We start from the raw sequence: 13,255 nt of genomic DNA, 5'->3' as shown, positions 1-13,255 counted from the left end.
ACCTTGTCGGAGGCAAAGATGCGCATCAGGTTGTCCTTCAGCGACAGGTAGAAGCGCGAGCTGCCCGGATCGCCCTGGCGTCCGGAGCGACCCCGTAGCTGGTTGTCGATACGCCGCGATTCATGCCGCTCGGTGCCGATGACGTGCAGGCCGCCTGCGGCGATGACCCGCTGGTGGCGCGCCTGCCAGTCGACCTTGATGCGCTCGCGCTCAGACGGGTCGTGGACGTCTTCCAGCTCCGCATCGAGGTTGCCGCCGAGCACGATGTCGGTGCCGCGGCCGGCCATGTTGGTGGCGATGGTGACGGCGCCCGGCTCCCCGGCGCGGGCGACGATACCCGCCTCCCGCTCGTGCTGCTTGGCGTTCAGGACCTCGTGCATGATGTTCGCGTCGTTGAGCATGCGCGAGACCAGCTCCGAGGTCTCAATGGACGCCGTGCCCACCAGTGCCGGCTGACCGCGCTCTACGCAATCCTTGATGTCATCGATGATGGCGCGGTACTTCTCCTCTTGGGTCAGGTAGACCAAGTCGCCGCGGTCGTCGCGCACCATGGGCATATGCGTCGGGATGACCACCACTTCGAGGCCGTAGATGCTTTGAAACTCATAGGCCTCGGTATCCGCCGTGCCGGTCATGCCGGCGAGCTTCGGGTAGAGCCGGAACAGGTTCTGGAAAGTGATCGACGCCATGGTCTGGTTTTCGGGCTGGATAGCCACGCCCTCCTTGGCCTCGACCGCCTGGTGCAGGCCCTCGGACCAGCGTCGGCCGGGCATCGTGCGCCCGGTGAACTCGTCGACGATGATGATCTGGCCGTCGCGGACGATGTAATCGACGTTCTTCTGGAACAGTGCATGGGCGCGCAGTGCCGCATAGACATGATGCATCAGCACGATGTTGCCGGCGTCGTACAGGCTCTCGCCCTCACTGAGCAGACCCATGTCCGTCAGCATGGACTCGACCTTCTCGTGCCCGTCCTCGCTGAGGTAGACCTGGCGGGATTTTTCGTCGACGGAGAAGTCGCCGGGACCGAAGTCGGGCTGGCCCTCTTCGTTTTTGATGGGCTCCTGACGGGTCAGGGTCGGGATGATGGTGTCGATCTGCTTGTACAGATCGGTACTGCCCTCGGACGGTCCAGAGATGATGAGCGGCGTGCGCGCTTCGTCGATGAGGATGGAGTCCACCTCGTCGACAATGGCGTAGTAAGGATCGCGCTGTACCCGCTGCTCCGGCGTGAACGCCATGTTGTCGCGCAGGTAGTCGAAACCGAACTCGTTATTGGTGCCGTAGGTGATGTTGGCGGCGTAGGCTTCGCGGCGGGTGCATGGGCGCAGGTGGCGGTAGCCTTGCTCGCCGGCCGCAGGCTCGAAGGCCGCATCGTAGATGAAGGACGCCGTATCCGGGCCACTGCCCCCAGAGCTGTTGATGACACCGACGGTGAGGCCGAGGAAATCGTAGATTTGCCCCATCCAGGCGGCGTCGCGGCGGGCGAGATAGTCGTTCACCGTCACCACGTGCACGCCTTTGCCCGGCAGGGCGTTCAGGCAGGCGGCGAGGGTGGCGACCAACGTCTTGCCTTCACCGGTGCGCATCTCGGCGATCTTGCCGTCGTGCAGCACCATGCCGCCCACGAGCTGGACGTCGAAATGGCGCATGCCTAGGACACGCTTACCCGCCTCGCGCACGACGGCAAACGTCTCCGCGAGCAGGTCGTCCAGAGGCGTGCCGGCGGCGGCCTGCTCCCGGAAACGCTCGATCCGACCGCGCAGCTCGGCATCGCTTAACGCGCCGATCTCGTCCTCCAGCGCATTGATGGACTCGGCGGTCTTGAGCAGCCGCTTGACCAGGCGGTCGTTGCGGCTACCGAAGATCTTCTTGAAGACGTTGATACCCATGGCTTGCCCGCGAAGGGACCTCGGCGGCGACAGAAATCTCTACAGGATACCGGAAGGTGGTGGCGCGCGCTGACGTGATCAGGCTCTGGCAGGTTACCGAAACGCAAGAACGCCGCGTCCGCCTGGCATGCCAGGCGGACGCGGCGTTATCGGCTGCTTCAGCGACTTTGTTGTCGAGCCCGTGGGTGCGGCATGTGCGACCCTCGCGCCGATGTGATCAGGTGCCGACCCTGCCGGCGGTGGGGGTCAGAGCCGCGCGACGCGGGACTTCTTGCTGAGGTCAAGATACTGCATGGGGTTCACCGCTTCGCCGTTGCGCCGCACCTCGAAGTGAACGTGAGGGCCTGTGGAGCGGCCCGTAGAGCCCAACTTCGCGATGACCTGGCCCTTGCGCACCATGTCCCCTTCTTTGGCCAGATTGGCGCTGTTGTGGGCGTATCGGGTCTCCAAACCGTTGGCATGCCTGACCTCGACGATCTTGCCGTAGCCGCCTTTCCAGCCGGAGAAGATCACGATCCCGTCTGCCATGGCAACGATATCGGTACCGTGCTTGGCAGCGATATCGATGCCTTTGTGCATACTGCGACGGCCGGTGATGGGATGGCGGCGATAGCCAAACTTGGAGGTTACCACCCCGCCGACTCGCAGGGGCCAGCCCTCTGGGGTGCTGTGCCGTTTCAGATCCCGCTCCATGATGAGCGTTTCGAGCAGACCGAGCTTGCGCTTACGGTCGTCCAGCTCGGAGAGCACCTTGGCCAGATCCTGGGCCACATCGTCCACGTTACTAGGCCGTAGCACGGCATCGTCAGGACCGCCGGCGGGTGCCGGGTTGGCGAAATCGAATTCCTCCTCGTCGAGGCCCGCCATCTCCACCAGCCGCTGGCCGAGGGCGTTGATGCGCATGATCTCCGCCTGGAGCGCACCGACGCGGGCTGCCACGGCGTCGATGTCGGCGGCCGCTCGCGCCGCGTGGCCAGTCGCCGGCTCCGGCGCACTACGCTGCGCGGCGGCGAGATCTGCGTCCGTGACGCGGTATTTGCCGAGCCAGAAACCGACGGCGCCCGCCGCGAGGGCTGCGGACACGACGATCAGTAGCAGTGCGGATGTGTAACCGGCCGCGCCGAGCGGGCTTCGGGTCGTTGCATATCGCATCTGGTGTTACGCTCTATCGTTAGTTGTCTGTCTGCGGTACGCGCCGTCGCGGCGTGCCCGCCCCCCAAGTTTTGCCGCCGGTGTGCAGCGGCGACGCGTCGCCCGTCTGTTGCCCGGGTCACGAATCAGGAGCTGCCCATGCCGCATCGCGTCTGCCATGTCCGTCGGTTTCTCCACCGCAGCGACGCCATCTCCGCGCTGCTGTTGGAGCTCGAGCGGCGCGATGCAGTGCTCAGCCGCATCCGCTCGCTGCTGCCGGCGTCCGTCGCCCGGCACTGCACGCAGGCCATCCTGGAAGATGGCCGGCTGACACTGATCTGTGATTCCCCGGTGTGGGTGGATCGACTGAGGTTTCTTTCGCCCCAGTTCCTGCCCGCACTCGCCGAGCCACTTGCACCAAAGGGCGAGGTGGTCTCCGAGTGCCGAGTTCGCGCGCAACCGTCGGCGTTTCCCTCCGAGCTCGCAAAGACGGGTAATGCCGATACGAGTCATCGGGCCGGCATGGCCGCCGCGCGTACCGTGGAGCAGACCGCCGCGGCGCTTGGCGACTCGGCTCTCGCCGAGAGCCTGCGCCGTCTGGCCGCAACCCTTCGGCGTGGCGGTTGACACGGCTACCTCAGCCAGCAAGTGCGGGCTGACCGAAGCGGATGGGCACCTGCGTCGCGTCCTCGAACGTCACCTCTTCCCAAGCGTCTTGCTGAGCAAGCAGGGCCCGCAGCAGCCGATTGTTCAGCGCATGGCCGGACTTGTGGCCGATGAAGGCGCCGATGAGCGGCCGGCCCAAGAGGTAGAGATCGCCGATGGCATCCAGGATCTTGTGCTTGACGAACTCGTCTTCGTAGCGCAGCCCGTCGTCATTGAGCACGCGGTAGTCGTCCACCACCACGGCATTGTCAAGGCTGCCGCCGAGGGCGAGGTTCTGCTCCCGCAGGGCCTCGATGTCACGCAAAAAGCCGAAGGTGCGCGCCCGGCTTACCTCCTTCACGAAAGACGTGCTGGAGAAGTCGACCACCGCGGACTGGGCGCGGGACGTGAAAGCCGGATGCTCGAAGTCGATAGAAAAGCCCACACGGAAGCCTTCATAGGGCTCGAAGCGAGCGTACTTGTCGCCCTCTTCGACGGCGACGGCGCGCTTGATGCGGATGAAGCGCTTGGGGCGGCTCTGCTCTTCGATGCCGGCCGACTGCAGCAGGAACACGAAAGGACCGGCGCTGCCGTCCATGATGGGCACCTCGCCGGCGCTGACGTCCACGTACGCATTATCGATGCCAAGGCCGGCGAAGGCCGAGAGCAGATGCTCGACCGTGGAGACACGAGCGCCGTCGGCTTCCAGCGTGGTGGAGAGGCGTGTGTCTCCCACACGCGCCGGACAAGCGTTAATATCGACAGGCGGATCAAGGTCGACCCGCCGGAACACGATGCCGGTATCGGGTTGTGCCGGCCGCAGTGTGAGATACACCTTGTTACCGGTATGCAGTCCAACACCGGTCGCGCGGATAACGTTCTTCAGCGTGCGTTGACGGATCACTGTCGCTCCCCCTTGCCGCTTGGCGCCGACATCCTATGCCGGTCCGTCCAAGTCGAGCCGCCCGGCCGGAACCGGGAGGTGCTCTGTTGTCGGGATGCGACGTCGCCCTGCGGACGGCGCCACCCTCTTGACCTATAGGTTAGGGTTTTCCCGGATTATTATCAAGCACCAAATGCGACTTCGAGAGAAGCTTCTGTTTTTTCTTGAAATATCTGCCTAGGGATTGTCCCAAATCAGCTGGGCCGGCTTTCGCCGGCCCGCTTTAATCGCACAAATCTCTCGCAACCGACGCGTCAGTCTGCCTGCCGGCGCAAAAACGCCGGAATGTCGAGGTAGTCAAGGTCGGAGCCCTGGTCGCCGCCACCGCCGGCCGCGACCCGCTTGTTGCGGATATATGCCGGCTGGTCCATGTCGCGGTAATCCGGTGTCATGCCGTCTGCATCGCGGCCGTTAACCAGGCGCATCTTGGGCTCGCCGGCGGCCATGCCCGCCTGCCTGCCGCCGAGGCCGGTCGCCACCACGGTGACGCGCAGCTCGTCCTCCAGCTCTGGGTCGATGACGGTGCCCACCACGACCGTCGCTTCGTCGTCGGCGAAATCGCGCACCGTGTTACCAACCTCGTCGAACTCGCCGATGGAGAGGCTCAGGCCCGCCGTGATGTTCACCAGAATGCCGCGCGCGCCGGCGAGGTCGATATCCTCCAACAGCGGGCTGTTGATAGCGGCCTCGGCGGCCTCCCGGGCGCGGTTCTCGCCGCTGGCGGCGCCCGTGCCCATCATGGACACCCCCATCTCCGACATGACCGTCTTGACGTCCGCAAAGTCCACATTGATGAGCCCCGGGCGGGTGATGAGCTCGGCAATGCCCTGGGTCGCGTTCAGCAGCACGTCGTTGGCGGCGCTGAAGGCGCTCAGCAGCGTCATCTCCTTACCGAGCACCTGCAGCAGCTTCTCGTTGGGGATGGTGATGAGGGAGTCGACATGCTTGGCCAGCTCGTCGATGCCCGTGTTGGCGGTCTTGCCGCGCTTGCCGCCCTCGAAGGGGAAAGGTTTGGTCACCACAGCGACGGTTAGAATGCCGAGCTCCCGGGCGACTTCCGCCACCACGGGGGCCGCGCCGGTGCCGGTGCCGCCGCCCATGCCGGCGGTAATAAACACCATGTCGGCGCCCTCCAGCGCATCCTTGATGCGATCGCGGTCTTCTTCGGCTGCCTTGCGGCCGATGTCCGGATCGGCACCAGCGCCCAGCCCCTTGGTGATACCGGCACCAAGTTGGAGGATGGTCTTGACGGTGGCGTTGTCCAGGGCCTGAGCGTCGGTGTTGGCGCAGATGAAGTCCACGCCCTCGATGTTGGCCGCGGCCATATGGTTGACCGCGTTGCCGCCGCCGCCGCCGACGCCGATGACCTTGATGACTGCGGTCTGAGTCTGGGTATCCATAAGCTCGAACATGATGTTTGCCTCTCGTATCGCTGCTTGCTGTTGCCTGCCAGGTCTGCCGTCCCCTCGGGCCGCGGGGTGGATACGCCCGACTCCTGAATCCCCGTTCGGCGAGGCCGTCAGGGGAAGATGTTTGCCGTCCTATAGCCGGCGGGGCAGGAGGCCCCGCTGATGCTGTCTGCGGGTGCCGCTCCTCAGCCCCCGAACCACTTGCGTATGCGCCCCCAGAGCCCCTGCGCCTCGGCGTACTCCGAGCCCGCGGCGAAGCGGTGCTGCTGGGCGTAGATGAGCAGGCCGACACCAGTGGCGTACGCCGGGTCGGCGATGGTGTCCTCCAGACCAGTGACGTACTGAGGCACACCGAGTCGCACTGGCATGTGGAACACGTCTTCTGCCAGCTCCAGGAGTCCGTCCATCTTGGCGGCGCCGCCGGTGAGCACGACGCCGCCGGCGACCAGGTCTTCGAAGCCGCTTCGGCGCAGCTCGCCTTGGAGCAGATTCAGAAGCTCCTCGTAGCGGGGCTCGACCACCTCGGCGAGGGTCTGGCGCGAGAGCTGCCGAGCCGGTCGCTCGCCGATGCTCGGCACTTCGATGTCCTCGCTGACACCGCGCGAAGACAAGGCGCAGCCGTGGCGGACCTTGATGTCCTCGGCGTGCTGGGTGGGTGTGCGTAGGGCCACCGCGATGTCGTTGGTGACCTGATCGCCGGCGATGGGGATGCATGCGGTGTGGCGAATGGCACCGTCGGTGAACACTGCCATGTCCGTGGTGCCGCCACCCATGTCCACGAGGCAGACGCCGAGCTCTTTCTCATCGTCGCCAAGTACGGCATAGCTGGAGCTGAGCTGGCCCAGAACCAGGTCGTCCACCTCCAGTCCACAGCGGCGGATGCACTTGACGATGTTCTGCGCTGCGCTGACAGCGCCGGTGACCATGTGGACCCGCGCCTCCAGGCGCACGCCAGACATACCGATGGGCTCGCGGATGCCCTCCTGGTCGTCGATGATGAACTCCTGAGGCAGGATGTGGAGGATCTTCTGATCCGCCGGGATGGCCACGGCGCGGGCGGCGTCGATAACCCGATCCACGTCGCCCTGTACTACCTCGTGATCCTTGATAGCAGTGATGCCGTGGCTGTTCAGGCTGCGCACATGGCTGCCGGCGATGCCGGCATGCACCGAGTGGATCTCGCAGCCGGCCATCAGCTCCGCCTCTTCGACGGCGCGCTGGATGGACTGCACGGTGGATTCAATATCCACCACCACGCCCTTCTTCAAGCCATGGGAGGGGTGGGTGCCGATGCCGATGATCTCGATGGTGTCGTCGGCCTTCAGCTCGCCCACCAGCGCGGCGACCTTCGAGGTGCCAATATCGAGCCCCACCAAGAGGTTCTTCTCACTACGTCTGGCCATGCCGGTCAGCTCCGTTCCGGAAAAGTGTTGGCGGCCACGCGCTCGGGCCGTGCATCGGCTCGCGGCACCCAGCGCACCGCGAAGCCGTTGCTGTAGCGCAGGTCGATACGAATCGGGATGCCGATGGCCTCCACCTGCGGATAGGCGGCAAGGAGCCGCCCGAAGCGAGTCTCGATGTCGTCGGTGCCGAGATAGAGCTCGGTGCCACCGAGCAGCGTGAGGGTCCAGTCGCCGCGGGCGTTCCGCACCACCGAGTCGATGATGAGCCCGAGCTCGGCGAGCTTGGGGTGCCAGCGCCGGTAACGCTCGACCACCTCCGGCGCCAGGTCCTCGGCGCCGTCGAGCCGCACCAGCCCGGCCGGCAGGCGGCCGTCGCGGGGGCGGAACACAACGCCGTCTTTCGTCACCAGGCCGTTGTCGCCCCATTGGGCCATGGCCTCGTGCTCGCTGACGCTGAACACCAGTCGGTCCGGCCATACCCGGCGCACGCTGGCACGGCGGATCCAGGGCAGGTCCTCCACACGTTGCTGGAGCGCGGCCAGGTCCTGGGTCAGGATGCCGCCATCGATGTGGGCCGCAATGGTCTGCTGCAGCGACTCCCGCGACAGCCCGTGCATTTCCCCATCCACGGTGACCACGCGGATAGGCAGAAGCCGTGGCTCCCAATCCAACGCGACGACGCCGGCGCCGATGAGGGCGCCAATGATGGCCACCGCGGTCAGGAGCCGGGCCACCAGCGCCAGGCTGCTTGGGCGCGGCACCGCCGCGGTCCCGGCGGCCGCTGCGGACGCACTCTGTGCCTGGGCCATGCTCATCGCGTCTGCTCTCCGAGACTGGTCGCGAGGATGCGCTGGCACAGCATGTCGAAATCGATGCCGGCGGCCTTGGCGGCCATGGGCACCAGGCTGTGGTCGGTCATACCAGGGACGGTGTTGACCTCCAGCAGCCGCGGATCACCCTGTTCGTCCAGCATGAAGTCGACGCGGCCCCAGCCGGATGCACCCACGGCGTCGAAAGCGCGCAGACAGAGCATCTGCAGCTCCGACTCCCGCAGCGCCGACAGACCGCAGGGACAGTGATACCGGGTGGTGTTGGAGAAGTACTTGGCCTCGTAGTCGTAAAAGCTGTTGGGCGTCTCCAGGCGGATCAGCGGCAGCGCTTGGCCGCCGAGGATGGCGCAGGTGTACTCGGCACCGGGCAGCCAGCGCTCGGCCAGCACGGTGCGGTCGTACTCCGCGGCGGCACGCCAGGCCTCGGCCAGGGCCGCAGCGCCGTCGACCTTGGCCATACCGATGCTGGAGCCCTCCTGTGACGGCTTGATCATGAGCGGGAAGCCGAGCTGCTCGGCAGCGGCGAGATCGGCCTCGCCACGCAGCAGTACGAAGTCCGCCGTCGGCACACCGGCACCCGCCCAGAGCAGCTTGGTCCGGTACTTGTCCATGCCGATGGCCGAGCCCAACACGCCAGAGCCGGTGTACGGCATACCGATGGACTCGAGCGCCCCCTGGATCTGCCCATCCTCACCGCCGCGGCCGTGCAGGATGATGAAGGCCCGATCGAAATGTCCCGCTCGCAGCACTTCCAAGACGTCCGGCCCCGGATCGATGTCGTGCACATCCACGCCCAGGCGTCTCAGCGCCGCCCCCACCGCGGCGCCGCTCTTGAGCGAGATGTCGCGCTCGGCGGCCCGGCCGCCGAGCAGCAGCCCCACCTTGCCGAATTCGGCCGGATCGAGCGTCATGATTGGAAATCCCCCACCCGACGCACCTCGGGTATCAGCCGGACGCCATGCTGGCGCTCCACCTCGGCGCGCACATGGTCGATCAGCCGCGCGATGTCCCGCGCGCTGGCATTACCGGTGTTGATGATGAAATTCGCATGCTTGGGCGAGACCTCGGCACCGCCGAAGCGCAAGCCCTTGAGTCCGCTGGCATCAATGAGCCGGGCGGCGTGGTCACCGGGCGGGTTGCGGAAGACCGAGCCACAGCTCGGCAGCCCCGTGGGCTGTGTCGCCGCACGCCGTGCCAACAGTTCCTTGATGCGGGCTTGGGCGGCATGCGTATCACCCGACGCAAGCACCATCTCGGCCTCCAGGAACCACTCCCCCTGCGGCATCACCACATGCCGGTAACCCACCTCGAAGTCCGCGGGCCCGCGCTCGCGCACGCAGCCGGCGCGATCGACCGTGCGCACCAAGGCCACGTGCGGCCAGGTCTCGCCGCCCCAGGCACCTGCATTCATGGCCATTGCTCCGCCGACGGTGCCCGGGATGCCGGCGAAGAACTCCAATCCGACCAACCCTGCTCGTGCCGCGAACCGAGCGGCCTTCGCACAGGAAGCACCCGCCTCGAGACGAAGCCTGCCGGGGGCCATAACAGCCATGTCCGCGAGGCAGCCATGGATTTCGATGACGGTGCCGGGCCAACCGGCGTCGGCGATGAGCAGATTGCTGCCAAGGCCGAGCCAGAGTATCGGCTCGTCGCTGGGCAGCGTGCGCAGGAAGCCGAGGAGGTCGTCACGATCTGCCGGCCGGTACAGGCGCGCAGCCGCTCCGCCGCCGCCCCCGCCGGTGTGCCTGGCCAGCGGTTCGTCGCGCCGCACTTCCCCCCGCAGCGGCAGGGACCGCGTCGTGACCCTCGCGGCGCGTGCCCCCCCACAGCCGCAGCCGGCGGCAGCACGGGCACCCGCCGGCGCGCGGCTCCGCCCTTGACCCGCGCATGCAGGGGCTCGCCGCAGCCGAGGCGCAGGCTGAGGCTGCCTAGGCGGCGGCTGCGCAACAGGGTCTTGGCCAACGGCAAGCATTCAGTCGGCATCATCGCCCTCCGCCATCAGCAGCTTGGGCACCCGGGCGGCGAGGCCGCCGATGTCACCGGCGCCCGAGACCAGCACGACGTCGCCGTCGACGAGGGTGGCGTCCAGCAGCTCCACCACCTCGCCCAGATGCTGTGCAAACAAGGGTTCCACGCGACCTCGGGCACGGATGGCGCGTGCCAGACTGCGGCCGTCGGCACCGGGGATGGGCTGCTCGCCGGCGGGATAGACCTCGCACAGCACCAGCTGATCCGGCTCCGAGAGCACGTGCACGAAGTCTTCGAACTGCTCTTGCGTCCGCGTGTAGCGGTGCGGCTGGAACACGAGCACCAACCGGCGTTTCGGCCAGCTTCCCCGGGCAGCTGCCATGGTGGCGGCAAGCTCCGTCGGGTGATGGCCGTAGTCGTCGATCAGGGTGACGTTGCGCCCGCCACGGATCTCACAATGGCTCACGACGAAGCGCCGGCCGACCCCCTGGAAGGCCGCCAGCGCGCTATGGATAGCTGCCTCGTCCACGCCAAGCTCCAGGCCCACGGCGATAGCGGCCAAGGCGTTCAGCATGTTATGCCGGCCCGGCAGATTCAGCTCCACAGGCAGCACCGAACCGCCCGGCAGGTGGGCGTCGAAGAGCATGCGGGTGCCCTGCTGGCGGACGTTATCCGCCCGCACATCGGCATCGATGCGGGTCCCATAGGTCATCACCGGTCGAGCGACGAGGGGCACCAGCGAGGCCACCTCGTCGTCGTCGACGCAGAGCACTGCCAGGCCATAGAACGGCAGGTGATGAAGAAACTCGACAAAGGTGTTGCGCAGACGATTGAAGTCGCCGCCGTATGTGTGCATGTGGTCGGCGTCGATGTTGGTCACCACCGCCAGCATCGGCTGCAGGAACAGGAACGAGGCATCGCTCTCATCGGCCTCTGCCACCAGGTATTTGCTGGTGCCGAGCCGGGCATTCGCGCCGGCGCTGTTGAGCAGCCCGCCGATCACGAAGGTCGGGTCCATATCCCCCTCGGCGAGCACGCTCGCGATCAGACTTGTCGTCGTGGTCTTACCATGGGTGCCGGCGACGGCCACGCCGTAGTGGAAGCGCATGAGCTCGGCCAGCATTTCCGCGCGGCGCACCACTGGGATGCGCGCCTGCCGGGCGGCGATGATCTCGGGGTTGCTCGGGTCGATGGCGGTGGACACCACCACCGCGTCGACCTCTGCCACGTGCGCGGCTTCGTGGCCGTTGAACACTTCGACGCCGAGGCCCCGGAGGCGCTCCGTGACAGCGCTTTCGCGCCGGTCCGAGCCCTGCACCTCATAGCCCAGGTTGGCCATGAGCTCGGCAATGCCGCTCATGCCGGCACCACCTACACCGACGAAATGCAGTCGGCGCATGCGGCCCATATAACTGGCGCTATGCGTGCGATGCGGGCTCATCTCGGCGCACCCTTCTGGTGGGCCTTCGCAGACGCTGGCGCCTCGACCCAGGCGCCAGAGGGCCGAGGCAACGCAGGCACGGCCACCCTTGGCCCTCGGCCCTTGGCCCTGGGTGTAGGCATCGCAGGCGCTTGCGGTGTCGCGACTGTCATACGTGCGCCTCCGACCTTTCAGCCAGTTCCATACATGCCTGCGCAATACGTTCAGCCGCGTCCGGCCTGGCCTTGGCGCGACCCGCTTCGGCCATGGCCAGGCGCTTGTCTGCGTCCGCCAGCAACTCCCTGAGCTGCGCCGCCAGGCCTTGCGGTGTCAGATCCTTCTGAATGACGAGGCGTGCCGCGCCGGCATCGCTGAGCCAGCGCGCATTGCCCACCTGGTGGTTGTCCACGGCGTATGGAAAGGGGACGAATATGGCCGGTACCCCGGCGGCGGCGATCTCCGACACCGTCAGCGCCCCTGCTCGGCATACGACAAGGTCCGCCCAGGCATAGGCCGCTGCCATGTCGTCGATGAAGGCCGTGACCTGTGCCTTCACGCCGGCGTCCGCATACGCGGTGCGGGCAATGTCCAAAGTCTTTTCGCCAGCTTGGTGGCGCACCTGCGGGCGATCTTCCGGCGCCAGCAGCGCCAGCGCGGCCGGCACCGTCTCGTTCAGTGCCTTTGCACCGAGAGAGCCGCCGACCACCAGCAGCCGCGTCGGGCCGCTGCGACCGGCGACCCGCTGCGCCGGCGCCGGCAGCGCGGCGATATCGACACGCACCGGATTCCCGCTGTCGATGGCGCCGCGGGCGGCCGGGAAGCTGCCCGGGAAAGCCTCGAATACCCGGTCTGCCAGCCGCGCAAGCCACTGGTTGGTGAGTCCGGGCACGCTGTTTTGCTCCTGGATCACCAGCGCGCGCCCCTGGAGCTTGGCGGCGAGTCCGCCGGGGCCGGCCACGAAGCCGCCCATGCCGAGCACCGCCTGCGCCCCGCGGCGCTTGAGGATGCCGGCTGCCTGTCGCACTGCGGAGGCAAGCTTGAAGGGTGCGGTCAGTAGCGCCTTCACGCCCTTGCCACGTACGCCCTGGATGCCGACCCATTCCATCTCGAAGCCATGGGCCGGCACCAGCCGCGCCTCCATGCCAGCACGAGTGCCGATCCAGAACACCTCGGCACCACGCGCACGTAGGATCTCAGCCACCGCCAACGCCGGGAACACATGGCCACCGGTACCGCCCGCCATCACGGCGATGTGGAGGGGCTGACGAACGCGGGTCAAGGGTCTAGTCGGACCCGCCGCCGACACGTCGGGGGCAGAGCGCCCCGCGCTCGCCGCTCGGTCCTCGGCCCTCGGCCGTCGGCCCTGCTTCACCGCCATGTCGCCCCCCGTTCGCGTTTGTGGCGCTCGCGCAGCGGGCGCGAGGGCGGCGCGGCCCGCTCGCGATGGAGGCCGCCCTCCGGGCTCGGGTCCACCGACGGGCTGCGGACGTCGACATAGCCGCGCCAGAGCACGCCCGTGGGCATCAAGGCCACCAAGAGGTGTCACCTATAACACTCCGCCGTTCACGACGATGGCAATACGATACCTTCAAGTGGTACACGTCGCCATGAAAA

11 protein-coding genes are annotated in these 13,255 nt (G+C 66.9%); 1 reads left to right on the top strand and 10 read right to left on the bottom strand.

Annotation, left to right across the window (positions count from 1 at the left end; all coding sequences use genetic code 11):
• Together secA and I6U14_RS02605 are read right to left on the bottom strand one after the other, a co-directional pair.
• On the bottom strand, positions 1 to 1,892 hold a 1,892-nt coding region (secA, locus tag I6U14_RS02610; protein WP_296896655.1), incomplete at its 3' end, for a preprotein translocase subunit SecA.
• A 246-nt stretch (positions 1,893 to 2,138) separates the two neighbouring features.
• Positions 2,139 to 3,044: a M23 family metallopeptidase gene (locus I6U14_RS02605; RefSeq protein ID WP_296896654.1), complete on the bottom strand. Its 906-nt coding sequence runs from the start codon at positions 3,042 to 3,044 to the stop codon at positions 2,139 to 2,141.
• Positions 3,045 to 3,182: 138 nt separating this feature from the next.
• Here I6U14_RS02605 and I6U14_RS02600 point away from each other — a divergent pair, with 138 nt between their 5' ends.
• Positions 3,183 to 3,650 (top strand): DciA family protein, encoded by a 468-nt coding sequence (locus I6U14_RS02600; protein ID WP_296896653.1) that lies wholly within the window; start codon positions 3,183 to 3,185, stop codon positions 3,648 to 3,650.
• A gap of 10 nt (positions 3,651 to 3,660) precedes the next feature.
• Here I6U14_RS02600 and lpxC read toward each other — a convergent pair whose 3' ends face one another.
• The 8 genes from lpxC to murG all read right to left on the bottom strand — a co-directional run bounded on the left by lpxC (position 3,661) and on the right by murG (position 12,884).
• A complete protein-coding gene (lpxC, locus tag I6U14_RS02595; RefSeq protein WP_296896652.1) occupies positions 3,661 to 4,572 on the bottom strand; it encodes a UDP-3-O-acyl-N-acetylglucosamine deacetylase in 912 nt (303 codons plus the stop codon).
• Positions 4,573 to 4,865: 293 nt separating this feature from the next.
• Positions 4,866 to 6,023: a cell division protein FtsZ gene (ftsZ, locus tag I6U14_RS02590; RefSeq protein ID WP_296896651.1), complete on the bottom strand. Its 1,158-nt coding sequence runs from the start codon at positions 6,021 to 6,023 to the stop codon at positions 4,866 to 4,868.
• A 182-nt stretch (positions 6,024 to 6,205) separates the two neighbouring features.
• Positions 6,206 to 7,423: a cell division protein FtsA gene (ftsA, locus tag I6U14_RS02585; RefSeq protein ID WP_296896650.1), complete on the bottom strand. Its 1,218-nt coding sequence runs from the start codon at positions 7,421 to 7,423 to the stop codon at positions 6,206 to 6,208.
• Positions 7,424 to 7,428: 5 nt separating this feature from the next.
• Positions 7,429 to 8,238 (bottom strand): cell division protein FtsQ/DivIB, encoded by an 810-nt coding sequence (locus I6U14_RS02580; RefSeq protein WP_296896649.1) that lies wholly within the window; start codon positions 8,236 to 8,238, stop codon positions 7,429 to 7,431.
• Positions 8,235 to 9,164, bottom strand: a complete 930-nt coding sequence (locus I6U14_RS02575; RefSeq protein WP_296896647.1) for a D-alanine--D-alanine ligase — start codon at positions 9,162 to 9,164, stop codon at positions 8,235 to 8,237. The genes I6U14_RS02580 and I6U14_RS02575 overlap by 4 nt, the downstream gene beginning before the upstream one ends.
• Complete coding sequence (gene murB, locus I6U14_RS02570; RefSeq protein ID WP_296896657.1) at positions 9,161 to 10,036, bottom strand: UDP-N-acetylmuramate dehydrogenase; 876 nt, start codon at positions 10,034 to 10,036, stop codon at positions 9,161 to 9,163. Before murB ends, I6U14_RS02575 begins: the two co-directional genes overlap by 4 nt.
• A 189-nt stretch (positions 10,037 to 10,225) precedes the next feature.
• Positions 10,226 to 11,662, bottom strand: a complete 1,437-nt coding sequence (gene murC, locus I6U14_RS02565) for a UDP-N-acetylmuramate--L-alanine ligase (RefSeq protein WP_296896645.1) — start codon at positions 11,660 to 11,662, stop codon at positions 10,226 to 10,228.
• A 148-nt stretch (positions 11,663 to 11,810) separates the two neighbouring features.
• Positions 11,811 to 12,884 (bottom strand): undecaprenyldiphospho-muramoylpentapeptide beta-N-acetylglucosaminyltransferase, encoded by a 1,074-nt coding sequence (murG, locus tag I6U14_RS02560; RefSeq protein WP_296896656.1) that lies wholly within the window; start codon positions 12,882 to 12,884, stop codon positions 11,811 to 11,813.
• Positions 12,885 to 13,255: the final 371 nt, after the last annotated feature.

It is taken from the genome of Thiohalocapsa sp. (assembly GCF_019695415.1).
Lineage (GTDB): Bacteria > Pseudomonadota > Gammaproteobacteria > Chromatiales > Chromatiaceae > Thiohalocapsa.
This window is presented reverse-complemented; position numbering and strand designations above follow the sequence as displayed.

What these genes read in the sequence shown, in the direction of transcription:
- ftsZ (WP_296896651.1), bottom strand. Translation starts at nt 6,023, where the DNA reads ATGTTCGAGCTTATGGATACCCAGACTCAGACCGCAGTCATCAAGGTC.
- murG (WP_296896656.1), bottom strand. Translation starts at nt 12,884, where the DNA reads ATGGCGGGCGGTACCGGTGGCCATGTGTTCCCGGCGTTGGCGGTGGCT.
- I6U14_RS02575 (WP_296896647.1), bottom strand. Translation starts at nt 9,164, where the DNA reads ATGACGCTCGATCCGGCCGAATTCGGCAAGGTGGGGCTGCTGCTCGGC.
- I6U14_RS02605 (WP_296896654.1), bottom strand. Translation starts at nt 3,044, where the DNA reads ATGCGATATGCAACGACCCGAAGCCCGCTCGGCGCGGCCGGTTACACA.
- ftsA (WP_296896650.1), bottom strand. Translation starts at nt 7,423, where the DNA reads ATGGCCAGACGTAGTGAGAAGAACCTCTTGGTGGGGCTCGATATTGGC.
- murC (WP_296896645.1), bottom strand. Translation starts at nt 11,662, where the DNA reads ATGAGCCCGCATCGCACGCATAGCGCCAGTTATATGGGCCGCATGCGC.
- I6U14_RS02600 (WP_296896653.1), top strand. Translation starts at nt 3,183, where the DNA reads ATGCCGCATCGCGTCTGCCATGTCCGTCGGTTTCTCCACCGCAGCGAC.
- I6U14_RS02580 (WP_296896649.1), bottom strand. Translation starts at nt 8,238, where the DNA reads ATGAGCATGGCCCAGGCACAGAGTGCGTCCGCAGCGGCCGCCGGGACC.